The 26,042-nt window shown below is 63.1% G+C and carries 21 protein-coding genes; 11 read left to right on the forward strand and 10 right to left on the reverse strand.

The window, feature by feature from the left end:
- Nucleotides 1–29: 29 nt before the first annotated feature.
- The 4 genes from E4M07_RS09390 to E4M07_RS09405 form a co-directional block, all read right to left on the reverse strand.
- A complete protein-coding gene (locus E4M07_RS09390; protein WP_136658045.1) occupies nt 30–419 on the reverse strand; it encodes a YbaN family protein in 390 nt (129 codons plus the stop codon).
- Nucleotide 420: 1 nt separating this feature from the next.
- Nucleotides 421–1,845 carry a pyridoxal-dependent decarboxylase gene (locus E4M07_RS09395; protein WP_136658046.1) on the reverse strand — a complete coding sequence of 475 codons (1,425 nt, stop codon included), beginning with the start codon at nt 1,843–1,845 and terminating at the stop codon, nt 421–423.
- Nucleotides 1,846–2,056: 211 nt separating this feature from the next.
- Nucleotides 2,057–2,377 carry a 2Fe-2S iron-sulfur cluster-binding protein gene (locus tag E4M07_RS09400; protein WP_136658047.1) on the reverse strand — a complete coding sequence of 107 codons (321 nt, stop codon included), beginning with the start codon at nt 2,375–2,377 and terminating at the stop codon, nt 2,057–2,059.
- Nucleotides 2,378–2,379: 2 nt separating this feature from the next.
- The gene (locus tag E4M07_RS09405; RefSeq protein ID WP_136658048.1) at nt 2,380–3,561 is read right to left on the reverse strand and encodes a cytochrome P450; all 1,182 of its coding nucleotides are present in this window, start codon (nt 3,559–3,561) and stop codon (nt 2,380–2,382) included.
- 114 nt (nt 3,562–3,675) lie between these two features.
- On the opposite strand from E4M07_RS09405, the gene E4M07_RS09410 reads away from it, so the two are divergent.
- Nucleotides 3,676–4,590 carry a LysR family transcriptional regulator gene (locus E4M07_RS09410; protein ID WP_136658049.1) on the forward strand — a complete coding sequence of 305 codons (915 nt, stop codon included), beginning with the start codon at nt 3,676–3,678 and terminating at the stop codon, nt 4,588–4,590.
- A 339-nt stretch (nt 4,591–4,929) separates the two neighbouring features.
- Here E4M07_RS09410 and E4M07_RS09415 read toward each other — a convergent pair whose 3' ends face one another.
- Together E4M07_RS09415 and E4M07_RS09420 are read right to left on the reverse strand one after the other, a co-directional pair.
- The gene (locus E4M07_RS09415) at nt 4,930–5,427 is read right to left on the reverse strand and encodes a hypothetical protein (protein WP_136658050.1); all 498 of its coding nucleotides are present in this window, start codon (nt 5,425–5,427) and stop codon (nt 4,930–4,932) included.
- Nucleotides 5,424–7,664 carry an MMPL family transporter gene (locus tag E4M07_RS09420; protein WP_136658051.1) on the reverse strand — a complete coding sequence of 747 codons (2,241 nt, stop codon included), beginning with the start codon at nt 7,662–7,664 and terminating at the stop codon, nt 5,424–5,426. The genes E4M07_RS09415 and E4M07_RS09420 overlap by 4 nt, the downstream gene beginning before the upstream one ends.
- A 462-nt stretch (nt 7,665–8,126) precedes the next feature.
- On the opposite strand from E4M07_RS09420, the gene E4M07_RS09425 reads away from it, so the two are divergent.
- The 3 genes from E4M07_RS09425 (at nt 8,127) to E4M07_RS09435 (ending at nt 11,055) form a co-directional block, all read left to right on the forward strand.
- Nucleotides 8,127–9,143: a TRAP transporter substrate-binding protein gene (locus E4M07_RS09425; RefSeq protein ID WP_246660399.1), complete on the forward strand. Its 1,017-nt coding sequence runs from the start codon at nt 8,127–8,129 to the stop codon at nt 9,141–9,143.
- 96 nt (nt 9,144–9,239) lie between these two features.
- Nucleotides 9,240–9,746, forward strand: a complete 507-nt coding sequence (locus E4M07_RS09430) for a TRAP transporter small permease subunit (protein WP_136658052.1) — start codon at nt 9,240–9,242, stop codon at nt 9,744–9,746.
- A complete protein-coding gene (locus tag E4M07_RS09435) occupies nt 9,739–11,055 on the forward strand; it encodes a TRAP transporter large permease (RefSeq protein WP_136658053.1) in 1,317 nt (438 codons plus the stop codon). Before E4M07_RS09430 ends, E4M07_RS09435 begins: the two co-directional genes overlap by 8 nt.
- Nucleotides 11,056–11,083: 28 nt before the next feature.
- Here E4M07_RS09435 and E4M07_RS09440 read toward each other — a convergent pair whose 3' ends face one another.
- The 3 genes from E4M07_RS09440 to E4M07_RS09450 all read right to left on the reverse strand — a co-directional run bounded on the left by E4M07_RS09440 (nt 11,084) and on the right by E4M07_RS09450 (nt 15,172).
- Nucleotides 11,084–12,028, reverse strand: coding sequence for an NAD(P)/FAD-dependent oxidoreductase (locus E4M07_RS09440; protein WP_136658054.1), 945 nt, complete (start codon nt 12,026–12,028; stop codon nt 11,084–11,086).
- 172 nt (nt 12,029–12,200) lie between these two features.
- Nucleotides 12,201–14,411 (reverse strand): hypothetical protein, encoded by a 2,211-nt coding sequence (locus E4M07_RS09445; RefSeq protein WP_136658055.1) that lies wholly within the window; start codon nt 14,409–14,411, stop codon nt 12,201–12,203.
- 146 nt (nt 14,412–14,557) lie between these two features.
- Nucleotides 14,558–15,172, reverse strand: a complete 615-nt coding sequence (locus E4M07_RS09450; protein WP_169054147.1) for a TetR/AcrR family transcriptional regulator — start codon at nt 15,170–15,172, stop codon at nt 14,558–14,560.
- A gap of 207 nt (nt 15,173–15,379) precedes the next feature.
- On the opposite strand from E4M07_RS09450, the gene E4M07_RS09455 reads away from it, so the two are divergent.
- Genes E4M07_RS09455 through E4M07_RS09470 form a run of 4 tightly spaced genes read left to right on the forward strand, consistent with a single transcriptional unit; the run spans nt 15,380 to nt 18,280 of the window.
- Entirely contained in the window at nt 15,380–16,564 is a 1,185-nt protein-coding gene (locus E4M07_RS09455; RefSeq protein ID WP_136658057.1) for a lipid-transfer protein, read from the forward strand.
- A gap of 8 nt (nt 16,565–16,572) precedes the next feature.
- Nucleotides 16,573–17,013: a MaoC family dehydratase N-terminal domain-containing protein gene (locus E4M07_RS09460; protein ID WP_136658484.1), complete on the forward strand. Its 441-nt coding sequence runs from the start codon at nt 16,573–16,575 to the stop codon at nt 17,011–17,013.
- 4 nt (nt 17,014–17,017) lie between these two features.
- Nucleotides 17,018–17,437, forward strand: coding sequence for a MaoC family dehydratase (locus E4M07_RS09465; protein WP_136658058.1), 420 nt, complete (start codon nt 17,018–17,020; stop codon nt 17,435–17,437).
- An 18-nt stretch (nt 17,438–17,455) separates the two neighbouring features.
- Nucleotides 17,456–18,280 carry an SDR family NAD(P)-dependent oxidoreductase gene (locus E4M07_RS09470; RefSeq protein WP_136658059.1) on the forward strand — a complete coding sequence of 275 codons (825 nt, stop codon included), beginning with the start codon at nt 17,456–17,458 and terminating at the stop codon, nt 18,278–18,280.
- A 392-nt stretch (nt 18,281–18,672) separates the two neighbouring features.
- On the opposite strand, the gene E4M07_RS09475 is transcribed toward E4M07_RS09470, so the two are convergent.
- A complete protein-coding gene (locus E4M07_RS09475; RefSeq protein WP_169054148.1) occupies nt 18,673–19,365 on the reverse strand; it encodes a Crp/Fnr family transcriptional regulator in 693 nt (230 codons plus the stop codon).
- 245 nt (nt 19,366–19,610) lie between these two features.
- Between E4M07_RS09475 and E4M07_RS09480 the strand changes: the two genes are divergently transcribed.
- From E4M07_RS09480 to E4M07_RS09490, 3 genes are all read left to right on the forward strand, one after another.
- On the forward strand, nt 19,611–21,269 hold the full coding sequence (locus E4M07_RS09480) for a S8/S53 family peptidase (protein WP_169054149.1): 1,659 nt from the start codon (nt 19,611–19,613) through the stop codon (nt 21,267–21,269).
- Nucleotides 21,270–21,359: 90 nt separating this feature from the next.
- On the forward strand, nt 21,360–22,193 hold the full coding sequence (locus E4M07_RS09485) for a hypothetical protein (RefSeq protein WP_136658062.1): 834 nt from the start codon (nt 21,360–21,362) through the stop codon (nt 22,191–22,193).
- Nucleotides 22,194–22,195: 2 nt separating this feature from the next.
- Nucleotides 22,196–25,993 (forward strand): hypothetical protein, encoded by a 3,798-nt coding sequence (locus E4M07_RS09490; RefSeq protein WP_136658063.1) that lies wholly within the window; start codon nt 22,196–22,198, stop codon nt 25,991–25,993.
- The last annotated feature ends 49 nt before the right edge of the window (nt 25,994–26,042 follow it).

Consider the following 26,042-nt stretch of genomic DNA (forward strand, 5'->3'; position numbering starts at 1 on the left):
CCGAAGGCGCGTACGGCGTGAGGACAGAATTATGGCTTCTCATGCGGCGGGCGCGGGCGTGTCAGGATGAAGACGCTGACGGCGGACAGAACGACGACCTGGATGATGATCACGCGCATCGGCGCGTTGAAAAGGATGCTGGCGGCGAACACCGCGGCGATGGCGATCATTGCCATGGTCTTGCCGCGCCGCGAGATGGCGCGATGGGTCTCCCAGTCACGGATCGGGGGGCCGAGGCGCGGGTGGTTGACCAGCCAGGAATGCAGCCTTTCCGAGCCGCGGGCAAAGCAGAACGCCGCCAGGAGCAGGAAGGGCGTTGTCGGCAGAAGCGGAAGCGGGATGCCGATGATGCCGAGTGCCAGGCTGACGCAACCGGCGGCGAGCCACAAATAGCGATGCAGCCGGTTGCGTTTGAGCATCTCAGCTGGCCCTGGCGTCAAGGCCGCGGGCGATGTCGCATATGGTCTCGAAGGCGATTTGCGCGTCCTGCTCCTCCATCTCGAACGGCCCGGCGGTGAAGCGGATCACCTGCCTTGCGCCATGCAGCGTCTGGGTGAGGTAAATGCGGCCGTCATCGTTGATGGCATTGACCAGGCGGCGGTTGAGGTCGTCGAGATCGCCGCGGTGGCCTTCAGGCACGTAGCGGAAGGAAAACAGCGACAGGACCGGCTCCGTGGTGATCTCGAAATCCGGCTCGCCGCCGAGCCGCTCGGCGAGCGACTGCGACCAGGCGACATGGTTGCGGATCATGGTGCGCAGGCCGCCGAGGCCGTAGGCGCGCAGCAGGAACCAGATCTTCAGCGCCCGGAAGCGGCGGCCGAGCTGCACCGACCATTCGCTGAAATTGACCAGCCCTTCCTTGCCGTAGGTCTTGAGATATTCGGGCTGGATGGCGAGCGTTTTGACGAGCGTTTCGGGATCGCGCACGAAATGGGCCGAGCACTCCATCGGCGCGCCGAGCCATTTGTGCGGGTTGAAGACGATGCTGTCGGCCTGTTCGACCCCTTCCCAAAGATGGCGGAATTCCGGGCAGATCATCGCAGATCCCGCCCAGGCCGCGTCGACGTGGATGTAAAGTCCTTCCTCGCGCCCGACGGCGCAGGCGGCGGCGACGTCGTCCGTCGCCCCGGTCGAGGTCCCGCCGACGCACACCACGAGGCCCGCCGGCTGGAAGCCGGCCTCACGGTCGGACTTGATGGCGGCCTTCAGGAGGCCGATATCCATGGCGCCGTTTTTATCGACGGGAATGTGGACCAGGTTGTCCTGACCCATGCCGGACACCCACATCGCCTTGTCCACCGAGCTGTGGGTTCCCTTGGATGCATAGACGCGCAACGGTTTCTGGCCGAACAGGCCGGCCCTGTTGCCGGTCCAGTCGAGCGCCCGTTCGCGCATCGTCAAGACGGCGCATAGCGTTGCCGAGGAGGCGGTGTCCTGGAACGTGCCCTTGAAGTCCTCGGGCAGGCCGAGCGCCTGGCGCAGCCAGTCGACCATCCGGACCTCGAGCTCCGTCGCCGCCGGCGATGTCTGCCACAGCATGCACTGGGCGCCGATGGCTGTTGCGAGCTGTTCGGCAATCACCGCCGCGGGCGCGGCATTGCTCGGAAAATAGGCGAAGAACCGCGGGTGCTGCCAATGGGTCATGCCGTGCGGAATGATGCGCTCGAAATCGGCAAAGATCGCCTCCATCGAATCAGCTGTGTCTGGCGGGCTGTCTTCGATCATCCTGCCTATGTCGCCGGGCCGCACCTGCGCGCGCACCGGTCTTTGCGACAGCGTTTCGAGATAATCGGCCGACCAGTCGCTGGCTTTGTGCGACCATTTGCGAAATTCGGATTTGTCCATCGATCTGTTCCTGTTGAGGACCGGGCGAGCCTATAGGCAAAAGGGGATTCAAATCCATAGGCTTGCATGGCCTGCGGCAATTCTCCCCACAGGCGACACAAATATAGATAACATGTTAATTATATTCAACAGCAATCCGGCGCGCCCCGGCAAGTACCGCAGAGACGTTCGGGCCTGTGTCGCCCGGGGCGGAGAGCCTGGCGCGGTGGCGCTATTGCATTTCGGGAAGAGTTACGGTCATGCCGTCCAGCGCATCGGTGACCTTGACCTGGCAGCTCAGCCGGCTTCCGGACCTGCGCTCGCAGGCGGCGAAATCGAGCATGTCGTTCTCATGCTCGGCCATCGCATCGAGGCCGCCGAGACGGTCCTCCTGGAAATAGGCGTGGCAGGTGGCGCAGGCGGCCGACCCGTTGCATTCCGCGGTGATGCCCTCGACATTGTGGGCGAGCGCCGCCTGCATCACCGAATCGCCCGGCTCAGCCTCGATCTCCCGACGGCTGCCGTCGGGCTGAATGAACGTGATCCTGACCAATTTCAGACCTCCCAGCGCACCGGCAGGGAGACGGGGCCGCGAAACACCCAGCCGCTCAATCGAGCCGGCTTGTCGTCATCCAGTTGCATGTTCGGCAGGCGGTCGAACAGTTTGGGAACCGCGATCTCGCCAACCATCTGGCGCGCGACCCAGGTGCCGGCGCAGAAATGCGGCCCGGCCCCGAAACCGAGATGCTGGCCGCGGTCGCGGAAGACATCGTAGGCATCGGGATCGGAAAACCGGCTTTGGTCGCGATTGGCCGCACCGACGCAGATTCCGAGCTGGTCGCCTTCCTTCAGCGCGGTGTCGCCGAGCACCGTGTCGCGTGTGACGCGCCGCGGATACATGCCGATCGGCGAGACCCAGCGCACCGCTTCCTCGAAGGCGGGCCGGTAGAGTTTGGGATCGGCCTCGACGCGGGCCCGCTGGTCGGGATTGAGCAGCAGCCCGTAGACCGTGGTGAGGATCGAATCGCGCGGCTCGTTGAGGCCGCCGCCGATGATCACCTTGATGTTGGCGCGGATCTGCTCGATGGAATGGGCGTGTTCGGCATGCAGCATCGACGACAGGATCGTGGCATCGGGCCTGTCCCGGTACCGGTCGAGCACGGCATCGATGGCGGCGTCGATCGCGTCCGAGGCCGCGGCGGCCCTCGTCGCGGTCTCCGGAACGGTGCCGTAATTGCTGACACCGTCCATCAGCGCCTGCGACCAGGCGGCAAGATCCTGCCAGGCGACATTCCTGAAACCGATCATTTCATTCAGGCACAGCGAGGCCATGGGGGCGGCGAAGCTGCCGAACAGGTCTGTCTCGCCGCTTTCGACAAAGGCATCGATGAGCCGGTCCGCGATGGCATCGAAAACCGGCGTCCAGTGGTTCTTCACCACGCCCGGGCGGAACGACGGCTCGATGGCCTTGCGCTCGACCTGGTGCGCCTCGTCGTCCTTGCGCATCAGCGAATGGCCCATGACCTTGTTCATCAGGGAGCCGGGATTGGTCGAGGCAAACCGGCCGTGATCGCGCTCGACCGTCATGATGTCGTCGAAACGGGTGACGAGGTTGATGCGCGCATCGCTCACCCAGACCGCGGAGGCCGCCTCGCGCATGCGGCGGAAGCTCGGATAGGGGTCGGCCGTCAGCGCGGCGATCGAGATGTCGTCCATGACTGGGACGGGCGTGGCCATGAATGCCTCCTGCAATAATCGCTCTAGCATGTGCGCGGTGGGTTACTTGTCAATCAAATGACCCTGATCTAATCTATCGAAAAATTCGATAACTAGTGTCACGGGCTTCACACAATGGATGGTCAGGACGTCCTCAAGGTCGACTTTGCGGCGCTCAGGACGCTGCAATATGTTCATGATTTCGGATCCTTCTCGAAGGCCGCGCATCGGCTGGGGCAGAACCAGTCGACGGTCAGCTACACCATCGCCCGGCTGCGCAAGGTGTTCGATGATCCGCTCTTCGTGCGCGAGGGCAACGGTGTGGCGGCGACCGACCGGTGCCGCGTCATCGTCGAGCACGCGGCACGGTTCCTTGAGGAGTTCCAGGGCGTCGCGCGGCGGCGGACCTTCGATCCGGCGACGGCCGCCGGTTCGGTCACCGTTTCATGCAACCACTGGGAACGGGTCATCATCCTGCCGCAGCTGATCGGACGCATGCGGCATCTGGCGCCGGGTATCCAGCTGCGGGTGCTCAGCTCCTCGGCGGTCGGCGAGGAACAGCTCAAACGGGGCGAATGCGACATCCTGCTGGGCCCGGTGCAGATCTCGGGCGAACAACTCTACAAGCGCAAGATCAGCATGGACCATTATGTGTGCATCATGGACCGGGACAATCCTTTCGCGGCCCGGACATTCGACTTCAAGGCCTACCAGTCGGCCAAACATGCGGTCGTCACCTACATGGGCAACTGGAGGCCGTTTTACCTCGATGCCCTGGAGGCGCGTGGCGGATCGATCGACAAGGTGATCGAACTTTCCGAATACGGCGACCTGGAGAGCTGCGTTGCCGGCACCGACCTGGTTGCCACCGTGCCGAACCGGCTTGCCGAAAAATTTTCCGACCGCGTCGTGCGCCGCGCGCTGCCCTTCAAGGTGGCGCTCGAGGTCGACATGTTCTGGACGATGCGCACCCATCGCTCGGCCATGCAGAAATGGGTCCGCGAGCTGGTTGCCGAGGCGGCCACCGATGGCCTGGCCGTGCAGCACTAGACCGTTTCATGGCTAGATTGAATCATTTGACCGCGGCGATTTTGATCGCTGGCTAGGCGGATTGCGCGCCGTGGTGCACCCCCACCACAAGCGCAAGCCAACGCAGTCAGGGGGCAAAATCGCCGGGCCCATTCAGCCCAGAGTTTCAACACGATGATCCTATCAGGGGTGGCGGCAAATCGGCCCATCGGCGTCGTTGCGCCGCTTGCCCGATGCCCCACATCGCGCTGCGCAACGCGCCTAGCCGACTGGACCGATTTTCCGCCATCAAATGCTTCAAGCTAGCCATGAAACGGTCTAGATCCGGCACCCGGCGCCCCGTGGAGATGTCAGGTTGCTCTAGCGGCTGAATTCGATCTCGCTGAGTGTTACCGGCGTGCGCGAATTGGCGTCCGCAGACGCAATGGCGAAGCGATCCGGTGAAATGGTCCACAACATGATGCCGTCGGATGTTTCCTCTGTCTTGGGATCGCGGACGCGGTAGCGGAAGGTGATCGTGTTGTCGCGGCTGACGCCATTGACCATCGTGCTGCCGGCGCCGAACGGATTGGACCAGCGACCCGTGTACCGGCCCGCTTTTTCCAGCGGCTCGACAAAGCCGTCGATGCGGCCGGTCCTGCCCGGCGAGGCGCATTTCCCCGTCAGCGTCAGCCGCTCGATGTCCTTGCGGTAGGTGCCGGTCACCTTGCAGCGCACGGACTCCCGTTCGGAGCCGGCGGCCTCGCGCGCCCAGCCGGAGCCTGTCCACTTGCCGGCCAGCGCCTCAAGCGAATCGACCGCCCGGGCCGGCGTTAGCGGCATCAGGCAAGCAAGCACCACGATGATCGGCAACCTCATGAACGTACCCATTTCAGGCGCATGAGGACCGGCAGCAGGAGCAAGTCGGCCAATAGCGCCGTAACAAAAGTCAGGATCAGCATAATGCCAAACAAACGCACCATGATGAAGGGACTCAAAAGCGTGACCAGCAATCCGCCGGAAATCAGCAGCGTTGTGGCGATCATCACCCGTCCCGTGCGGTCGATGGCGAAACGCAGCGCCTCATCGACGGAATGTCCGTCCGAGCGCTCCAGCCGGTACCGGTTGATGAAGTGAATACAGTCGTCAATGGCGATGCCGAAGGCAATGGTCAGCGCCATCATGGCCGTCGGATTGAGCAGTCCGCCGGTGAGAATATGCAGGGCGGACGCCGTCACGAACAGCGGAAGCGTGTTGGGAATGATCAGAACGAGAAACAGCGCCGGCCAGCGGAAGGCGGCCGCGACCACCAGGATCGCGATGATGCAGGCGGCGACGAGGCTGAGGCCGAGCTGGCCGATAACGACAACCGGCTCATGGCGCAAAATGACCGGAAAGCCGACGGTGCGGGCGGCGCCTGCCTCGCGCGCGGTGCGCTCGATGCGGTCGTGGGTTTCAAGTGTCTGGCGGCTCGCCATCGGCTCGGGCGCAAATGTGACGACCCGCGCCGTCCTGCCGTCGGGTGACAGAAGCTGGGTCAGCACGTTCTCGGGAAGCTCGGTAAGCTGGTCGCGTTGCGGCATGGTTTCCGGTTCGCCGATCCATCTTGCTATCGTAACAAGCGAGACAACCGCGTAATCCGGCGCCGCACTTGCGACCGCGTCGTTGAGCGCGGTCAGGCGCGCCCAGTCGTTCTGCTCCTCTTCATCGCCCTCCAGCGTCAATTCGTGCCAGATCGGGAAAAAGCCTCCGAAGGTCCGGTTGATATGCGCGTTGGCCTGCCGGATTTCGCTGTCCGCCGGCAAATAGCCGTCGAAGTGATACCACGGCTCGGTGCGCCAGAACCCCCAGATGCTGGCGACGGCGATAATCGCGCTCAATGCCACGACCATGCGGCCCCGGGAAAAGACCAGCCGGCGGAAGACCGGGGGGACCCTGAGCCATTCGGATCTGCCGTTGCGGGTTTTGTGCCCGATGGCCACCGGAGCCAGCACCGCGAATGTCATGATGACGATGACATAGGAAACCATGACACCCAGGGCGCCAATCAGCGCGAATTCGCGCAGCGGCACGTTGTCGACCGCGGCGACGGCGGCAAAGGCGATCGCCGTAGTCACTGCCGTCAGACCGCAGGCCGGGCCGATATCGCGCACGCTGATCGCCGTCCGCTCCTTGACCGGCAGCTCGTTCGACGTTTTCAGGTAGTGCATCACCAGATGGATGCTGTCCGCCAGCCCGAGAACCAGGACAAGGACGGGAATGGTGTTGCTCATCACCGTCACCGGAAGACCGAGCAACGGAAACAGCGCGATTGACGACATCGCCCCCAGCACCGCCGGTACGATGGCGGTCATCGCCGTGACCAGATTGCCGAAAACCAGGAACGCGATGACAAGCGCGAACAGGCACCCGATCGCATTCAGCGTGACGAGATCGCTTCTCATTCCGCCAACGATTTCGAAAGCGATCGCATCCTCGCCGGTAACGGCACGGGTGAACCGGTCATCGACATAGGTGTCGACCACATCGCGGATATCGGCGTAGATCCGCCGCTGGCCGTCGCGGTCGACCGCCGGATCCACCGATACGGAAACGAGGATGGTCCGATTGTCGTCGCCGATCATCGAGGGCTGATTGGCCGCGCCCTGGCGGTAGGCCTGCAGGCGGTCCGTCAGCGTGTTGGAGGTAATCTCGTCGGGAAAGACCGGCTCGCCCGGATATTGCGGGTGATTTCTCGAAAACCGCGCCGAAAAGGGCGACAGCACGGTCAGCACGTCGTCCATCAGCGCCAGTTCCAGGGTCATCTCGCGCAGTTGATCCAGGTCCTGTGGCGTAAAGTCCGTGTCGGTCGAAACCAGGACAATGAAATCCGTCGTCCTGGCGCCCATCGTGCGTTCGAACTGCCTGTAATTGTTGGCATGAATGCTGTCCGAGGACATGCTGCGCTCGATGTCGTCGTCGAAGCGAATGTAATTCATCGAGGCGAATGTGACGGCGACGACGATACAAAGGAAGATGGCGGACAGGATCGGCCACCGCACTGCGAGGAGGCCCGGATAGTCCAGGCCGAATCCGGAAATTGCCCTGCGCTGTATGCCGGAGATTTCGCCCGTCATACGATTCCCGGTCGAATGCGGGTGGTTGCCATCGAGCCGACGATGCCGCTCATTTGTTTGTTTTCCTTGTCATCCGGCCCGGTCCCCTAATTGCCGACACCGCTGGCAGAAACTATTGGCACACTGCGAGCGCGACGAAAAGTCCGGTCAAATAAAAACCGGTTTACCAGGTTAATCGCGGACGCAAACAGTCCATCGAAAAATTCGATAGGTCGCATCAAGGCCATCCGATTGACAACTGGCGGGAACGGAACGCACCAATGCGCCCGGCCAATGCGAACCTGTCCGCATAGCGGACAATCCCGGTTTGGCCTTTGCCACCGACCGGCGACGGCAGTTAGCAATGGTGGCTGTTCTTGGGGCTTTTTATGGTTTAGCGTAACAACAAGGTCCTCGAAAAGAGGGCGTTCTGCGCGGACCGGCAGGCAGGAGGTGCCGGGGTCCGCTTAAGGGAGGATACACGTGAACAGACTCTTCAAGCTTGCTGCATCCGCGGCAATTTTCGTCAGCGCAACGGCCGGCGCAATGGCCGCGGACTACAATTTCACCATCGCCGGCTGGGCGCCGCCGACACACGGGCTGAACTCGATCATGTGGCCGAACATGATCAAGATGATGGAGGAAGCCTCCGACGGTCAGGTCACCGCCGAAATCAAGTACGGGCTGGCGCCGCCGCCCGCGCTGATGGACCTCATCATAGACGGTGCCGCCGACATGGCCGTCATCTTTCACGGATATCAGCCCGGACGTTTCGTCGGCACCAAGCTGATCGAGCTGCCCGGATATGAAGGCAATGCCGAGCAGGCTTCGGTCGCCTACTGGCGGGTCCACGAGAAACACCTTGAAGCGCTCGACGAACACAAGGGCGTCAAGCTGCTGGCACTGCACACACACGGGCCGGGCCAGATGCACACCAATTCGAATGTCGGATCGCTCTCCGATCTCGACGGCCTGAAGACGCGCATCGGCGGCGGCGTTGCCGGTGACGTCGGCACTGAACTGGGCCTGGTCGGTATTCGCGTTCCCGCGCCGAAGGTCTACGAAACCCTGGCGTCCGGCGCCGCGGACGCGGTCGCCATGCCGATGGAATCGCGCAAGGGCTTCAAGCTGACCGAGGTCGCCAAGAATGTCTACGAGATGCCCGGTGGTTTTTATCGCGGCTCCTTCGCCGTGATCATGAACGAGGAGGCGTTCGACAAGCTTCCGGACGACGTCAAGGCGGCGCTTGAGAGCGAAGTCTTCGGCGAGGTGGCCAGCCGCATGCTCGGCGCTGCCTGGGATCAGATCGACAGCGAGGGGATCGCGGTCACCAAGGCGGCCGATGACAACTCCATCCAGATCGCGTCGGATGCGGATGTCGCCGCCTATCAACCGATCATCGACAAGGTGACGGCGAGCGTTCTTACCGAGCTTTCCGACAAGGGGGTCGACGCCAAGGCCGCCCATGAGATGATCCAGAAGGAAATGTCGGCCGAGTAAGTCGGTTCGCCGGCTAATAACCTTCGAGGGTGATTGTCGGCGCGGCCAGCGGTCGCGCCGGTCAGGATCAGCCAGGGGCCGTTCGGGGATTCTAGCATGAGCATTACCGTGCGCTGGGCAAGGCGTTTCACGCACCTGCCGGTGCTGTTGGCAAGCGCGGCCCTCTTCATACTGATGGCGATGACCTTCGCGGATGTCATCCTGCGGTCGGTCTTCAACGCCCCCATCGAGGCAGCGACGGAACTGACGCGCATGCTGATGGCGATCGTGGTGTTCTCGGTGCTGCCGGTGCTTTCCGTTCGCGAGGGCCATATCGTCGTCGACCTGATGGACCCGTTCTACCGCAGCGCCCTCGTGGAACGCCTCCGCGATGCCGTGATTTCGCTTGCCTGCGGCGCCATGCTGATCCTGCCCGCCGAACGGGTGCTGGTGCTCGCCGAAAGGGCGCGGTCCTACGGCGATCTCACCGAGTATCTCAACATTCCGCAGTTCTATATCGGCTGGTTCATCGCGATCATGACCTATCTGACCGCCTTTGTGCTCATTGCGCGCGGCGCGCTGACGCTGTTCGCGCCCAGGCTCCTGGAAGACAGCGATGCTTGAGGCGGGAATCGGATTTGCCGCCGTCCTGGTGCTGGTGCTGCTGCGTATTCCCATCGCCTTCGCCATGGGGCTGGTCGGGATGATCGGCTACATGATGGAGACGAGCTACCGCGGCGCCATCTCCATGGTTGCCCGGCTGATCATCGATGCGAGCCAGGACTACGGCCTCAGCGTCGTGCCGCTGTTCATCCTGATGGGGCTGTTCGTCAACAAGGGCGGCATCAGCCGCGAGCTCTACCAGGTTTCCTACGCCTTTCTCGGGCACCTGCGCGGCGGGCTGGCCATGGCGACGATCGTCGCCTGCGGCGGTTTCGCCGCGGTGTGCGGCTCGTCGCTGGCGACGGCCGCGACCATGTCCAAGGTGGCCATGCCGCAGATGCGCAAATACGGCTATGCCGACAGCCTTTCGACCGCCTCGATCGCGGCCGGCGGGACGCTCGGTATCCTGATCCCGCCATCGGTGATCCTGGTCATCTACGGGCTGCTGACGGAGACGTCGATCGGCAAGCTGTTCATCGCCGGCATCATCCCGGGCATGCTCGGCATAATCTTCTACCTGTGCGCGGTGGCCTATACGGTGACCCGCAACCCGGACGCCGGGCCCGCCGGCCAGCGCACCGTGTGGCGCGACCGGCTGGCGGCGCTCAAGGGCGTGTGGGCGGTGCTGTTCCTGTTCTTCCTGGTGATCGGCGGGCTCTACGGCGCGCTCGATTTCTGGCCGATCCACATTGCCTTCTCGCCGACCGAGGCCGCCGGCATGGGGGCGGCCGGCGCCTTCCTCATCGCGCTGTCGCGCCGCAATCTGAGCGTCCGCGACACGCTCGAGGTGCTGAGGGAAACCGCCTTCACCACCGCTTCGCTGTTCAGCGTGCTGATCGGCGCGTGGATCTTCTCCAATTTCGTCAACATCGCCGGGCTGCCGGAAGCGCTGCTCGGCGCCGTCACCGCCTATTCAGTATCGCCCTGGGTGGTGATGGTCTTCATCCTGCTGATCTATATCGGCCTCGGCTGCATCTTCGAGAGCCTGTCGATGCTGCTTCTCACCGTGCCGATCTTCTTTCCGCTGGTGCGCGACCTCGGGTTCGACCCGGTCTGGTTCGGCGTCGTCGTCGTGGTGGTGACCGAGATCAGCCTGATCACGCCGCCGGTGGGGATGAATGTGTTCGTCCTCAAGGGGGTCGTCGGGGACGTTCCGACAAGCACCATCTTCCGGGGCGTCACGCCGTTCTGGGTGGCCGACATCTTCCGGCTGGCGCTGCTGGTCGGCATACCGGCGCTGGCGCTCTATCTGCCGAGCCAGATGGGCTGATCGCGCTGAAAAGTGAGGTGGATCGCGGCTACTGCGCCGCTACGATCCGGTCTTCGGGGTAAATTTCTTCCCGCGCCCGTGACTGGCACAGGTCGAACACCAGCCAGGCGGCCGCCATGTTGCCCATGTGGATCGCGGTGTTGGTGTTCTGGTGCCCGCCATAGGTCAGGTCGCCGGCGGCGAAAATGCCGCGGCGCCCGGTCCGGTAGCATTCGTCGATCTTGACATATCCGTCGTCGCTCAGCGGCAGGTCGAGCGATTTCACCAGTTCGCTCTGGGTCTGGTGCGGCCAGACAAGGAGGATATCGCGCGGAACGCGGCGGCCGGAACGCAGGACGACATGAGTCAGCTTTTCGCCGCTGCCCTCGACGGCCTCGATCCGCCCCGGAATGAGCCGGATACCCAGCGCCTCGATGGCTTCGGCGCGCTCCGGAGGAACATCGATACCCGGCTCGACGAACATGACGAGATCGTCGGTCCAGTTGCGGTAGATTTCCGCGGCGGCGAGGATTTCCGGGCGGTGGACATAGACGCCCCAGGACTGGTTCCTGACCTCGTATCCCTGGCAGAAGGGGCAGTTGATGATGGACGTGCCCCAATAGTCCTTCAGGTCTTCGATGCTGGGATATTTGTCGACCATTCCGGTGGTCATCAGCAGCCGCCTGGCACGGAAGGAGGATCCGCCCTGCGTGGACAGCACAAAACCGTCCTCTTCCTCGTGAACCTCTGCAATCTCGGCCGATTTCAGGTCCGCATAGCCATAGGTGCGGATATTGGCGGCGATGCTCTCGCGCACCTCGTCAGGCGTTGCCATGTCCATGGTCGGATAGGCGCCAACATGTGGGGACGCCGCGTTCCGTGCAGGAATGGGCGAATCAAAGACAATGGTGCGCATCATCGACCGCGACAATGTCAATGCGGCTGTCAGACCCGCCGGTCCGCCGCCGATGATCGCAACCTGGTAATCCGTCATGGCGAGGACCTCCTTGACGTCTGTGCAAGTGCGAGTGATTCGAAACTAAGATAGCATCGACAGTGCACAAAGTGCGGCAGGCCTGTGGATAACGGGGATTGCGGGGCTAATTGGTGCGTCCCTTGCATAAATATCCGGCGAACGGCCCGCGGGTCGTCCGCCGGATTTGCAATCACCGCCGGCGCTGGAATCGCCGGGTCGTCGGACGCTGCAGTTCGCTGCGGCCGCCCCTTTCGATCTGGCGGCGCTGCTCGATGCGCTGGATGCCGCGTTCGCGCGAAGCCCGCTGCCGGTCGAGCGACTGCCGCAGTTCCTCGACGCGCTGCGTGCTGCCGGTGCCGCCCTCGCGCGGGCGGATGTTCTTCCACTCGCCCTTGGTATGCTGCTTCCATTCGCCGTTTTCCTTGCGGAACACGTTGCCGTCGCGATTGGCGATGAGGTCGTTTTTCCGCTCCCTGGAAACGGCGCCTGTGTCGCGTTTCTGCCAGCGGTTCTGCGCGTCGGTCTTGACGTTGTCACGCGACCATTTGCTGTTGGTCGTGACGCCCCGGTCCCAGGATTTGTAGATGTTGCCGTTGATGTCGGCGACCCAGTAGCGATTGCCCGCCGGACCGCGCACGGCAATGTAACCGGCCTGGTTGTAGGGCCCCCAGGCCCGGCCGCCGCGGATATAGCCGCCGGTGTTCTGGTTGTAGATACCGCCGGCGGCGATGCCGCCATAGGGACCGTAGGCGCGTCCGTAATGCGCGGTGAACGTCCCGCGCCCCGGCAGGTAGTAGGTGCCCGAGCCGTAGGTGACCCGCCACGGGCGGTAGATCGGCGGGTAGCCCGGACGGTACACCCAGTAGGGCGGATAATACCATCCGGTGCCGTAGATCAGTGTGCCCCAGGCCAGGAACGCCCAAAGATAGCCGGATGTGTAGCCGTAGACGACATATTCGGGGGTCGTTTCATAGACCCGCACATAGGTCACGTTGTAGACCGGCGAGGACGGGGGAATGGCGTAGATGTCGTCGGGGACGGTATCGGCGACGACAAAAGGCCCGGTGGGCGTATCGCCGACAAACCAAACGCCGTTATGGAGCACGAAATACTTGTCGCCGACGCGGATGACGGTGAAATTGGTGTTGACCGCATAGGCCATATCGGTGCCGACGATGCGCTCGAATTTCGGATCGCCGAAATAGGTGACGTCGACGGTGACTTCCGAGCGGTTTACACGCGCCGTTGTCGGGATGGAGGCCAGCAGCCGCGCCTCTTCGCTCTCGGAGGTTCCCGGAACCGAGGCGCGGACGATCGAATAGGGTTCGCCATCCGGGATGTTGCGGAAATCGGCCGGTAGGTTCTCCGAGGCAAAGGCCCACGGGCCCTTGAGATCCGAGGCGCTGAACCAGCGGCCCGACGCGAGGAAATACCAGGTGCTGTTCGCCTGGTCGAAGAACAGGTCGGAATTGGCGTTGGAGACCCACCGCAGGCTGGTGTTTGCGACCGGCTGCAGTTGCGGCTGCCCGTCAATGACGACGAGCTCGGCCGGCTTGTCGCTGTAATAGACGGCGGGCGCCCCGTCCTTGAAGGCCTGCGGCGGCATGGCGGCGCGCGCTTCCTTCCAGTTGTCGTCGTCCGGTAGCTTGCCGAAAATGGTCGGCAATTCGCTGACCGGGGTCCACGGCCCGTCGACCTTGGCGGAAGACACCCAGGAATCGTCGATGCGCAGGTAGTAGGTCAGCGGATCGCCGGTCGCGAGCAGGTCCCAGTTCGTGTTGACGACGAATTCAAGGCCGTCGGCGCCCTTGACCGGCGCCGTGGTCGGCTTGCCGTTGGTCTGCAACAGGATGGCGGGTTGTTCCGAGACGAAGATCGCCGGCGCGTCGCCGCCGAAGCCCGACGCGTCCTGCAATCGCTCGTAATTGTCGAGGCTCGCGGTCAGGCGGGTCATGGAGACCGTGATCGGTGCCGTCGGCAGCACCTTGCCGATCTCAAGCGACGCGTCGGCGAGCTGGTCGCGCCCCAGGGTCGAGAAGTTGATGTTGGCGACCTCGATGTTGGACAGGGTCACCTCGTCGGTCTCCCGGTCCGCCGCCGTGTCGGCGGTGACCTCGATGACGCCATAGGCCGGATCGTCGCTGCCCTTGGGACTGTATTCGCTGGCGATGAGCGCGGTGAGCTCGGAGAAGCCTTTCCACGCGCTCACCTGCGGCTGGTGCAGGGTGATTGTCGCGCCGTCGGGCGACTCGAAGCTGCGCGGCCATTCGGGCGCCGGCTGTGCCTGTTCTTGCTGATTGCCGGCGGAGGCCGATTGGGCAAAGCCGTGTGCGGTCCAGCTGAAGGACATGAGAGACGCCAAGGCAATGCGCAGGAAGGAAGATCCGGTGACGCGATTCATCGATACTCTCCTTGAAAAAGGGCCTCGTTCGACACCATTTGGAGAGACTATAGCGCAATTATGGCGCGTTGTTACTTTTATGCTGATTTATTATTTGCCCGGTACAGGCTTTATACTTGAGTTCTTCCGATTGCCGGCCGTCGAGATCACCGCCTGCGAAGGCCTTCGATAAACAGGTCGATATACCGGTCCGCAAGCGCGTCGTGGGAAACGGGATTGTCGTTGCGGTTCCAGTGCGGGATCCAGTTGAAGGCGCCGAATATCGCGGCGGCGGTCAGCTTCGGATCGTTCGGCGCGATCGAGGCATCGTCGATGCCGGCCTGGATGAGGTCGCGCAGCAGCCTGTCCAGCGAACGGCGGCCCTCGCGCAGGACGTCGCGATTGGGTTCCGACAAGGGAATGTCCTTCGACAGCACCAGGCAGGCGCCCATGTCGTCGGCAAGCAGCGCCGCGTAACCGCGCAGCAGGAGACCGATGCGGTCGATGGGCGGAAGGCTCTCATCGCGGCAGCGCGCTAGCACGTCCTGCATGAATTCGAGGCCGAGCCGGCTGCACTCGAAGAGAATCTCCTCCTTGCTGCCGATATAGTAGTAGAGCGTGCGTTTCGACACGTTGAGGGCGCCGGCGATATCGTCGAGCGTCGTGCGGTCGAAACCGCGCTCGTTGAACAGGCGCGCGCCGGTGCCGAGCACGGCAAGGCGTTTTTGCCGGCGCTGCTCGTCCCGGCTTGTAACCGCATTGTTCCAGAGCGCTCTTTCCATGGCTTCCTTCATAGCCGATTCTGACGCCGGCGCCAGATGGCACGGCGCGGCGGTCGCGGCGAAAATCACCCGACCGCTGTTGACCGTAACTTGGCAGTGGAATATGTAACTGATGAGTGTAAATGTCAAAGGGGCCTGCGCCCCGGGGCATGCGAACGACAGGCGGCGGGTCAATCAGCAGCGCCGCCATTTGGCAGGGAGCACGATATGAACAAGGCACTGGTCGCCGGCGTGGGCATGACACGGTTCGTCAAGCCCGGGGACAATGAGGACTATCCGCAGATGGGCGCCGCGGCGGTTCGCGACGCGCTGGCCGATGCGGGCCTTTCTTATGACGCCGTGGAGCAGGCCTATGCCGGCTATGTCTATGGCGACAGCACCTGCGGCCAGCGGGTCATCTACGATGTCGGCATGACCGGGATCCCGGTGATCAATGTCAACAACAACTGTTCCACCGGCTCGACCGCGCTCTATCTTGCCCGGCAGGCGGTCGAAAGCGGTGCGGCCGATTGCGTCCTGGCCCTCGGTTTCGAGCAGATGCGGCCGGGTGCGCTGACCAGTGTGTTCGAGGACCGGCCCAGCCCTTTCGATCCGTTCGACGCGCAATGCGACGCGCTTGTCGGACACGGCGAAATCCCGCTGGCGCTGCGCTATTTCGGCGGTGCGGGCCTGCATCACATGGAGCGGCACGGCACGACGCTCGAGGATTTCGCAAAGGTGCGCGCCAAGGCCAGCCGTCACGCGAAGACCAACCCGCGGGCGCTTTTCCGAAACGAGGTGACGCCGGGCGACGTGCTGCAGTCGCCGGTGATGTGGCCGGGCGTGATGACGCGGCTGATGGCCTGCCCGCCGACCTGCGGCGGCGCCGCGGCCATACTTGTCTCGGAAGCGTTCGCCCGCAAGAACGGCCTGCGCGCGGATGTGGCGATCGCCGGCCAGGCGATGACCACCGATACGCCGAGCACATTCGACTCCGGCGACATGATGCGGCTTGTCGGTTACGACATGACGGCAGCAGCCAGCGCCGCGGTCTACGAGGCGACCGGCATCGGCCCGGAGGATGTCGATGTCGTCGAGCTACATGACTGTTTCGCCCACAACGAACTGATCACCTATGAGGGGCTGGGCCTGTGCGCCGAAGGCACCGCGCAGCGGTTCATCGCCGACGGGGACAACACCTATGGCGGCAAGGTGGTCACAAACCCGTCCGGAGGGCTCCTGTCGAAAGGCCATCCGCTCGGCGCGACCGGCCTCGCGCAGTGTTTTGAACTCACCAACCAGTTGCGCGGCACCGCCGGCGAGCGGCAGGTGGAGGGTGCACGAACGGCATTGCAGCACAATCTCGGGCTCGGCGGCGCCTGCGTCGTGACCATGTACCAGCAGGCGGCGTGACGGCCGCGATGATCGACAGGAAACATATCGGGCTCAGCCTCGAGCCGCTGACGGTCACCGTCGAGAAGGGGCGGCTTCGGTTCTTCGCCAAGGCGACCGGGCAGGACGATCCCGTCTACACGGATGAGGCGGCGGCACGGGCAGCCGGCTACCCGTCGCTGCCGGCGCCGCCGACATTTCTCTTCTCGCTGGGTTTCGAAAAGCCCGACCCGTTCGAGCTGCTCCATGTCATGGACGTGGACCTTGCCCGAGTGCTGCATGGCGAGCAATCCTTCGTCTACCACAAGCCGGTCTGCGCCGGTGACGTGGTAACGCTGAAATCGACGGTCACCGACATCTACGACAAGAAGGACGGCGCGCTTGAATTCATTGTCCAGAAAACGGATGTCACAAACGAGGCGGGCGCGCTCGTGGCGGAGCTGCAGCAGGTTGTCGTGGTGAGGAACTGAGAAGATGAACGGGCTGCGTTTCGAAGCCGTGAATGTCGGCGACAAGCTGCCGGTGCTGCGCACCGCGCCGATCTCGCGCACAACCCTCGCGCTGTTCGCCGGCGCATCGGGGGACCATAACCCGATCCACATCGATATCGATTTCGCCAGGTCGGCCGGCATGGAGGATGTCTTTGCCCACGGCATGCTGTCCATGGCCTATCTCGGCCGGCTCCTGACCGGATGGGTGCCGCAGACGGCGCTGCGGCGCTTCGACACGCGGTTCGTCGCCATCACGCAGTTGCGCGAGCGCATCGTCTGCACGGGAACGGTGGCGCAAAAATACGAGGAGGACGGCGAAAAGAGGGTGCGGCTCGCCGTCGAGGCCGCCAACGAAGCCGGCGAAGTCAAGCTGGCCGGCGAAGCGGTTGTCGCGCTGCCTTAGAATTACAGGGAATCTGGCATGGGAAAACTGCAGGATAAGACGGCCTATGTGAGCGGATCGGGCCGCGGCATCGGCCGCGCCGTGGCGCTCAAACTGGCGCGCGAGGGCGCTCATGTCGTGGTCAACGATCTCGACCAGGCACCCGCCGATGCCGTCGTCGAGGAGATCAGGGCTGGTGGCGGCGAGGCGGTCGCCGTCGCCGGCAGCGTCACCGCCGACGGTTTCGCTGAACGTTTTGTCGGCACCGGCATCGACACGTTCGGCGGCGTCGACATCATCGTCAACAATGCCGGCTATACGTGGGATTCGATGATCGGCAAGATGAGCGACGAGCAGTTCGACGCGATGATCGACGTGCACCTCAAGGCGCCGTTTCAGATCCTGCGTGCCGCCAGCGAATTCATTCGCATCGAGGCAAAGCGCGAGGCCGAGGCGGGCCAGGAGGTGTTTCGCAAGGTCGTCAACATCTCCTCCGTCGCCGGAACAGGCGGCAATGCCGGGCAGGCGAACTATTCCTCGGCCAAGGCCGGAATCATCGGACTGACCAAGACGCTGGCCAAGGAATGGGGCCGCTCGAAGGTCAATGTCAACTGTGTCGCGTTCGGCTATATCGAAACCCGGCTGACCGAATCCACCGATGAGAAAAAGACCATCACGGTGGAGGGCAATGAGGTCGCCATCGGCATTCCGACAAAGGTGGCGAGCGGCTTCAAGGCGATGATACCGATGGGTCGCGCGGGGACCGTGGAAGAGGCCGCGGACGGCGTCTACCTCTTTTGCGCGCCGGAATCGAACTACGTCTCCGGCCAGGTTCTGATCGTCGGCGGCGGGCTGGGTCTCTAGACCATTGTTTGGCAGGATTCAAAGGGCGCACTTTGTCCGGCCTGGTTCGCTTGGCGCACCGGATCAGCTGTTGCCGGCGCGCCAAGCGGCCCCCGGTCCGCACGAGACTGGAGTATCGTGCGGACAGAGGAGCTTGGGAGTCGACTAAGGCGGGGTCGCCGGCCGGGTTCAGATCGACTGAACCCGGCACGGACACTGGCCCTCAGACCGGTTTGCGCCGTCTTGCGTTTGGGCCCACAAGAAAAGCTGAAACCACGGTCCGAAGTCCCCCCATCACGATGCCTGTGGAGATTGGCCGATCGCGGACCGGCAGGATGTGGGAATTCTCACAAACCGCCGAGATTCCGGTGCATAACCGCGTATACCGCGGTCACTCAATGATATGAAACGGCCTAGTAAATTCCTGACTGGGCGAGCTGCCGCAAACGCTCCACATCCAGGACCTCGATCTTGCGGCGGCCGGAATTGACGATGCCCAGCTTCGAAAGGCGCGCCAGTTCCTTGCTGACCGCCTCGCGATGTGTGCTCAATTTCGTTGCGATCTGGTAGTGGGACGGTGCCGGCTCGATCAGGTGCTTGTCCTCGGCATCGCTCGAATCGACCATGCGCAGCAGCTCGGTGCAGATGCGCTGATGGACCGCCATCGTGCTGTATTCGAACATCCGGTCCGTCAGGCTGCGGTTCTTGCGCACCAGGAGCTCGGCCAGTTTCAATCCGATCACCGGATAGTCGGCGATCAGTGCGCGAAACTGGGTTGAGTCCATGCGTGCCAGATAACTGTCCTCCAGGGCCTCAACGGCGGCGGACCGGGGCCGCTCATCGATCGCCGAGAATTCGCCGAACACCTGGCCGGCCGAAATCTCCGCATAGGTGACCTCCTTGCCGTCGACCGAGTAGCCCTTGGCGGCGACACTGCCCTCGACAATGAAATAGACGTCGGTGGTCAGCTGGTTCTGACTGATCACCTCCTGGCCCTTCGAAACCCGGATCCACTCGCAGGTTTCACCGATTTCGTTCAACTGACCGATATCAAGATCAGCCAGCAAATCGACGAGATACAACAGATTTCTTGCGCCCGATTTCATCAATCCCACCCTTGGGCATACCGCCGAAACAAAGAGTAGCGTCATTGCCTAGGGCTTGCAGCAAGTTTTTCTGCACGTTGCGCAGACGCCACGCACCGGATCCGATCCGCATCAATGTGAGTTATCTCACATTTGAGCCGGGCCCGTTGTGCAATAGGTCGCCAGGGTGAGGTCCGTCCAGGGGACCGACCGGAATGTGGGCGAACCGACAGGAACATGAGCAACGTGACAGCCGGAAGCATGCGATGATGCCGATCAGGACCCTCAATCATCTGCTCGTCAGACCAGAGGTCAGCCGCAATATCGAGATTGCAGATCCTGGCCGCAACGCGCTGCCGGCCGATGAACTGGGTTTCGTGCTTCAATATGCAGTGCAGCCGGATATCAGCACGGCACGCAGGCAATTGGCAGCGATCCTCGACACGCTCGACTTTTCACTCGAACCGCTCTTTCCGCGCAGCGCAGACGAACTGGCCCATTTCGTGGTTCTGCGGTTTCCCGGCATACCGACGGGACGGGCATCGGACGCGTTGTTCGCCATCGCCTACGAGCTGCGCGACAAGCTGGAACTGGTTTCGTGCGAGCCCTGTATCGGCGAGCACATCATGAGCGTTCCGGAGCCGCCAGAGAGCCGCTCCGACAAGACCGCGGTCGCGGGAAGCCTGTGCTGGGTCAACGGGCCCGCTCCGGCGGACAAGAAGTGGGCGCTGGAAAACACCCGCGTGATGTCCGCCTGGAACCTTTCGCCGGATCTGGGAAAGGGAATTTTCATCGCACAGCCGGATACCGGAATAGCGCAGCACGACGAGATCGAATCCGACAGCCTGCGGCTCGATCTCGCAGCCGACATTCTGGAGGGCGGCAGCGATCCGACCGATCCCCTCGATCCCGAGACCGCCTGTCCCGGCCACGGCAGCGGCACGGCAAGTGTTGCCGTCGGCCGCAGAAGCGGCGAGATAAGCGGCGCGGCACCCGGCGCGCATCTCGTTCCCATCCGCTGCGTGCATGATGTGCGCGTCGTCAATCCGGCCCCCATCGCCCGGGCCGTGAACCACGCGCGGCTGTCGGGGTGTCACGTCATCTCGATGAGCCTTGGCGGACTGGGAAGCGAGGCCTTGCGGACGGCGGTCCAGAAAGCCGTCGACGCGAATCTCATCGTCGTCGCGGCAGCCGGCAACTGCATCGGCCTCGCCGTCTATCCCGCCCGATACAGCGCGGTCATCGCCGTCGCCGGAACGAATGTCAACGACCGCAAGTGGCGCGGCAGCTGCGCCGGCCCGACGGTCGACCTCGCGGCACCGGCGGAAATGGTCTGGCGCGCCAAGCACGAGGTCCGCGATGGCGGCCGGCCTGTCATCGCCGAGGGACAGGGCACGTCCTATTCGGCAGCGCTGGTTTCGGGAATAGCCGCCCTGTGGCTGAACCGGCACGGAAGGGACAATCTCATTGCGGAGGCAAACAGGCGCGGTGTGCCGCTCCAGGACCTGTTCCGAGCAGCCGCGTGCCACACGGCGAGGGTTCCCAAGGGATGGAACGCCAGCCACATGGGTGCGGGCATCATCGACGCCGAGGCGCTTTTGCGGCTCGATCCGGCGGATATTCCGGTCGCGGCGCAAGACAACGGGGATCCCGAGGGCGAAAACGGGGATGTTCAGCGCCTCGTCCTCGAGGCGACCCGGTTGAAGCCCAGCGACGAAACCTTCGATTGGGCGCGATACGGTGCGGAAATCGCCAACCTGGCCTTACGGCTTGCCCACATCCGGGCGCAGTGGAGCGGCGCAAACGGCCAGGGCAATGGTCGGCGGATCGCCGTGTCCGGCGCTTTGCGGCAGGCGGTCAGGTTGTCGGGCGATCCGGCGCTTGCGGCCCTGACCGAGAATTTTCAGAGTATTTCAAACGAATAACGGCCGCGATATTGCGGGATGTCCCGGACGGATATTATTAAAATGAGAGGTTGTTTACCGGGCGGTTAATTCAATTTGTGGGGAAATATTATGCAACGCGAGCTCTTGAACTGGTCGATGTCCGCGACTTCGGGCGGCGTCACCGAGATCGCCGTCTTGGCGCCGATCATCCGCGGGCGCGCGCCCGGCGAACGCTTGACCTACGAAGAAAAATTGCGGCGCGTCATCGATTCGATCCAAACCCGCGCAGACCGCGGCATTCCGCACCAGCTCAATACGATCACCAGCATTCATTTCGGGCGCATGATGATCATCCGCCCGGAGCAATACCTGACAAATTCGAATGTGGCGGGTGTCGATTACTTCAAATCCGGCGAAACATCCGGCGGACCGCAAGGGGACTTCAGTGTTCCGAAGCCGCTGGATGAGTTCGAGATCACCGTCCATGGCGCCGACGGCGGGACGATCGAGACGCATGCGGGCAGCAACGCCGCCCATTCCGAGACACCCGGTTTCCATTCCTGGCTGCTGACGATCGTTTCGTTCGACGGGGACCTGAAAGTCTATTTCAGGGATATCGCACAGTTCCTCGCCCGGGATTTTGACGAAGTCTTTGTCAATTGTGTCGATTTCCCGTCGACGCGGGACTTCGAGAAGTTCTGGCACTGGATCCGCCGCTACCAGGTTCCGGTCGACCTTTTCCTGTGCGCCTATCCCGACCTTACGGTCGTGCAAATCAAGCAGCTCGAGGACTTCAAACGGTGCTTCGACGCCTTTGTCGAGAAAGTGCGTTCGCCAACGGGCCGGAAAGTGGAAAACATGGAAGAGCTCTTCGATGAGTTTCTGCGCGAAACCGCACAATATGCTTCGGCATTCCCGACGCCCGGCGGGACGTATCGCATGAAAAGCGGCAAGGGGGTCTGAAGATGTCCGACACAGTCACGCGCAACCACGAAACCGCCGCAACGGACGCCGCCGCTGGAATCCAGGCGCATCTCGGCCAGCCTTCGAAATTCGCCAACGGCAAGACCCGGAACTGGTCGCTGTTCGTCTTTTTCAGGATCCTGAGCAAAACGGAAATGCAGACCTCTCGCCGGCTGTTTGCAAAGCTGGCAAAAGAGGTGTTGTCTGCGAACCCGCCGAAACGCAATTCGGGCGGCGCAATGGACTACGCGGCCGAGCTCGCGTCGCCGCCGATTGCCAGGAGCCCGACTTCGGACGCGGACGCGGCACCGGAGGATGCGAAACCGGTCAATCCGCTGGCGGAGAATCTGGCCTGCGACGAATTCAGAGCCTGGCTGAAGCTCCTGTCGACGGGCGATCACAGCGCCCTCAAGGAACAGCTGGACGGTTTCCTTCAGATCGATCCCCGTAAATCCCCCGGCCCCAAGGTCCTGAAACTGGTCAAGGCGCTGGAAGCGGCCCTGAAAAAGGGCAATGGCATATACGGCGCCATCGAACTGGCGCAAAAGAAATTCGGCCGCGGCCTCGGAAACGAGCAAGACCTCGTTGCCCTGATACTGGCACTCGCGATCCTGCTGAAGGCTGGAAATCCCCAGATCCGCAGGTTCGTCGCCCGGATTTTCGACCTGAGCGCCTTCGGAGGCGAAGCCGGCGAAGCGGGAGTCAACGTTGTCTCGCATCGGCTTGTCGCCCTTTGCGCCTATGAGCTGCTGCGGCAGGCGAAGCTGGCGCGCGAATCGGCGAAAGAGGCCGGCAAAGAGTCGCCGGTGCGCAACGAGCGTGCCCAGGCGGATGCCGTGTCGGGCGGATCGGGCAAGGACGGTCAGAAACAGAGCTACGATCCGGTGCCGGTCAACATCGCTTTCACGTTTCCCGGTCTGGAAAAATTGGATGTCGATGCGAACACGCTTCGCTCGTTCCCGGACGTGTTCAAGCAGGGCATGGCGGCGCGTGCAAAACGCCTCGGCGACACCGGTCCGAGCGCGCCCGAAAACTGGGACGGCGAGCTGGGTCTTGGCACGGTTCACGGCTATTTCACCGGCGGATTCCAGGTCGGCGATGTCATTGGCGGCGGAAAATGGGACATGGGCCCGGAGGAAAGCTGGGAAAATCTGCGTCAGGACATAGACGATTTCAACCGGCACAACGGCGATCGCGGAAAGGCGCTGCGTACCATGCTGGGCGGCCTCTTCCGTTTTCTCGGCATGGAGATCGTGCATATCGAACTCGGCCAGGATCCCTATTCGGTCGAGAACGGAAAAGCCGTGACCGAGGGATACCGCAAAGAGCATTTCGGATTCAGGGACGGCATCAGCCAGCCCTTCGTCGACATGAAGCTGGGCAAGCCGATGCCCGGCGGCGCGACCCCGGGCCGCAACGGGACATGGACGCCGGTCGCACCCGGAGAGATCTTTCTCGGATACCCGGATGAGGACGGAAATTGCGCCCAGCAGCCGGCTAACAAACTGTTGCGCGACGGGGCGACCTTCGTGGTCTTCAGAAAGCTCGAACAGGATGTCGGCGGGTTCCGGGACTTTCTCGAAAAGCAGCGACCGGACGATTCACGTGCCCAGCAGAAGCTGGCGGCGCAGTTCATGGGACGCTGGCCGAACGGCACGCCGCTTGTCCTGTCTCCCGACAGCCCGCGCTCGATCGGGCCGGAGAGCGATCGCAAGATCAACGATTTTCTCTTCGTCCGGGACGATCCGGACGGGGCCAGATGCCCGCTCGGCTCGCATGTCCGCCGCACCAATCCGCGCGATATCAGCGGGCGCAACGATGTGCGCCGCCACCGGATCCTCAGACGCGGCATCGGCTATGGCGGACCGCTTCTGCCGGACGGTTCGCGCGGAGACGGCAAAAAGCGCGGACTTCTGTTTATTGCGGCCAACGCCCGTATCGATCTCCAGTTCGAGGTCATTCAGGCCGACTGGATGAACAGCGGCGAATTCCTCGGGCAGGCGGGCCTCGGGCGCTGTCCGATCGCCGGCGCCAATTCCGGCGATCTCGAAGACCGCTTCCACGAGTCCGACGCGGCGGCGCCGATCACCCGGATCCCGCCCTTCGTGATCACCCGCGGCGGCGACTATTTCTTCGCGCCCAGCGATGAAGCGCTGGCGGCCATGGCCGGGCACGACCGGTTCGCCGTCGATGCATCCAGCCTGCTTTCCCAGGGCCACAGTATGAGCGATCCGGAAACGCCGGGACTGTTCACCGAGACGCGCATCCGCGGATTTGTCGGCCACTTCCTGAAAAACAAGAATGTGTCGCTGATCCGGGCCAAGCTGCCGGATATTCCCGACACGTCTCCCTATAATGACGGCGCCAGCCTGCACGAGCCAGAGGGCCTGGAAAGCCCGGTCTGTTTCGTGGGCAGGCACCGCGATGTCGGCGACGTGCTGCGGCTGGCCGACAAAGAGGGCAACGAGCGGTTTTCGGTTGACCATTACAGCCTGGCCGGCCGCCGCGTCCTGCGGGGCGACGACATGCTGATTGGAACGGCGCAGTTTCCGCCGGCCAGCAAAGACCGACGGACGCTGCTCTATTCGATCCTCATGGATGCCTGGAAGACGCTCGATGCGGCCCACAGGACCGAGCATGCGCAATACGGCGTTCGCGGCCGCCTCGGCGATATCGTGTCCACTCACATCGAGACGGCATTGGCACGCACAGGCGACAGTCACCGGATCGACCTGGTCCGTGACCTGGCGAGCGACGTGTCCTACGCGGTCATGTCGGAGCTTTTCGGAACGCCGGGCCCGGCCTGGATCACCGAGCTCGGTATTTCGCTGCCGTTCGCGCGGCAGCATGTCGGCCACCTGCATCCGGACTGGCTGAGCGTCTCGAAGGGCAAGATGCCGCAAAATCCGGGCCAGGCCACCATGCAGATCTGGTCGATCCTGACGCTCGGCGACGTCTTCGGAAACGTCCTGTCCTACAAGACACTGATGAACCTGTCGGAGCAGGCGGGCGCCGAGCTGCTCAACCATCTCAACCGGCTGATCAGCGACGCCTGGTCCGTCAGGCCCGCCAAGACGCATACGCTGCTCGACGCCTTCATCGCCATCGAGGACAAAATATTGCGCGAAAACAAGGGATACACGCGGGCGCAGTATCACGCGGACGTGGCGGCGATCCTGTTTGAGCTCATCGCGTCGACGATGGCGGCCATACCCTCGACCTTCGGCAATATCATGGACACCTTGCTGACATTCAGGATCAGCCTTCCGAGCCTATTCGCGCTGATCAGGAAGCAGGGTCTCGAGCCGGACAGCGCCGACAAGTGCGGATATTCGCTGGCGACGCAGCTCATCTACGAGGCGGAGCGGCTGAAGCCCAATTTCAAGCTGCTCATGCGTCGCTGCGTCGAGGAAACCCAATTGGAGAGCGGTGCGCGTGTGGATGCCGGCGAATGGGTCGCCGCGCTGATTCCCGCCGCCAATCTTGACGGATCGGTCTTCGACGATCCCTACCGGTTCTCGCTCTACCCGTTCATCCAGGACCATCCCGTCCGCGAGCTCGACCGCTATCTCCTGTTCGGTTCCGTCGCGAACACAGGCACGGGCGTCGACGGGCGGGTCAATGCGCGTCACTGCTGGGGCCGCGATGCGATTGCGCTTTACATACTCGAGCGCTGCCTGCTTGCGGCCGGACGGCTGGACGGGCTTCGGAAAGTCGCGGGAGAGGCCGGCGAGATGCAGGAAATCGCCAAGGCGGCGGTCGGCCTGTCGAGCCGCTTCAACCGGTTGTTGCCGCAATAGGACCGCGCCGGAAGGGTTCTGGCCTGAACTAGACCGTTTCATGGTTAGC

Source organism: Nitratireductor sp. XY-223 (assembly GCF_004959855.1).
Classification (GTDB): Bacteria; Pseudomonadota; Alphaproteobacteria; order Rhizobiales; family Rhizobiaceae; genus Hoeflea_A.

What these genes read in the sequence shown, in the direction of transcription:
- E4M07_RS09420 (WP_136658051.1), bottom strand. Translation starts at nt 7,664, where the DNA reads ATGACGGGCGAAATCTCCGGCATACAGCGCAGGGCAATTTCCGGATTC.
- E4M07_RS09455 (WP_136658057.1), top strand. Translation starts at nt 15,380, where the DNA reads ATGAACAAGGCACTGGTCGCCGGCGTGGGCATGACACGGTTCGTCAAG.
- E4M07_RS09445 (WP_136658055.1), bottom strand. Translation starts at nt 14,411, where the DNA reads ATGAATCGCGTCACCGGATCTTCCTTCCTGCGCATTGCCTTGGCGTCT.
- E4M07_RS09430 (WP_136658052.1), top strand. Translation starts at nt 9,240, where the DNA reads ATGAGCATTACCGTGCGCTGGGCAAGGCGTTTCACGCACCTGCCGGTG.
- E4M07_RS09470 (WP_136658059.1), top strand. Translation starts at nt 17,456, where the DNA reads ATGGGAAAACTGCAGGATAAGACGGCCTATGTGAGCGGATCGGGCCGC.
- E4M07_RS09475 (WP_169054148.1), bottom strand. Translation starts at nt 19,365, where the DNA reads ATGAAATCGGGCGCAAGAAATCTGTTGTATCTCGTCGATTTGCTGGCT.
- E4M07_RS09485 (WP_136658062.1), top strand. Translation starts at nt 21,360, where the DNA reads ATGCAACGCGAGCTCTTGAACTGGTCGATGTCCGCGACTTCGGGCGGC.
- E4M07_RS09415 (WP_136658050.1), bottom strand. Translation starts at nt 5,427, where the DNA reads ATGAGGTTGCCGATCATCGTGGTGCTTGCTTGCCTGATGCCGCTAACG.
- E4M07_RS09450 (WP_169054147.1), bottom strand. Translation starts at nt 15,172, where the DNA reads ATGGAAAGAGCGCTCTGGAACAATGCGGTTACAAGCCGGGACGAGCAG.
- E4M07_RS09465 (WP_136658058.1), top strand. Translation starts at nt 17,018, where the DNA reads ATGAACGGGCTGCGTTTCGAAGCCGTGAATGTCGGCGACAAGCTGCCG.
- E4M07_RS09490 (WP_136658063.1), top strand. Translation starts at nt 22,196, where the DNA reads ATGTCCGACACAGTCACGCGCAACCACGAAACCGCCGCAACGGACGCC.
- E4M07_RS09410 (WP_136658049.1), top strand. Translation starts at nt 3,676, where the DNA reads ATGGATGGTCAGGACGTCCTCAAGGTCGACTTTGCGGCGCTCAGGACG.
- E4M07_RS09440 (WP_136658054.1), bottom strand. Translation starts at nt 12,028, where the DNA reads ATGACGGATTACCAGGTTGCGATCATCGGCGGCGGACCGGCGGGTCTG.
- E4M07_RS09395 (WP_136658046.1), bottom strand. Translation starts at nt 1,845, where the DNA reads ATGGACAAATCCGAATTTCGCAAATGGTCGCACAAAGCCAGCGACTGG.
- E4M07_RS09405 (WP_136658048.1), bottom strand. Translation starts at nt 3,561, where the DNA reads ATGGCCACGCCCGTCCCAGTCATGGACGACATCTCGATCGCCGCGCTG.
- E4M07_RS09480 (WP_169054149.1), top strand. Translation starts at nt 19,611, where the DNA reads ATGATGCCGATCAGGACCCTCAATCATCTGCTCGTCAGACCAGAGGTC.
- E4M07_RS09460 (WP_136658484.1), top strand. Translation starts at nt 16,573, where the DNA reads ATGATCGACAGGAAACATATCGGGCTCAGCCTCGAGCCGCTGACGGTC.
- E4M07_RS09390 (WP_136658045.1), bottom strand. Translation starts at nt 419, where the DNA reads ATGCTCAAACGCAACCGGCTGCATCGCTATTTGTGGCTCGCCGCCGGT.
- E4M07_RS09435 (WP_136658053.1), top strand. Translation starts at nt 9,739, where the DNA reads ATGCTTGAGGCGGGAATCGGATTTGCCGCCGTCCTGGTGCTGGTGCTG.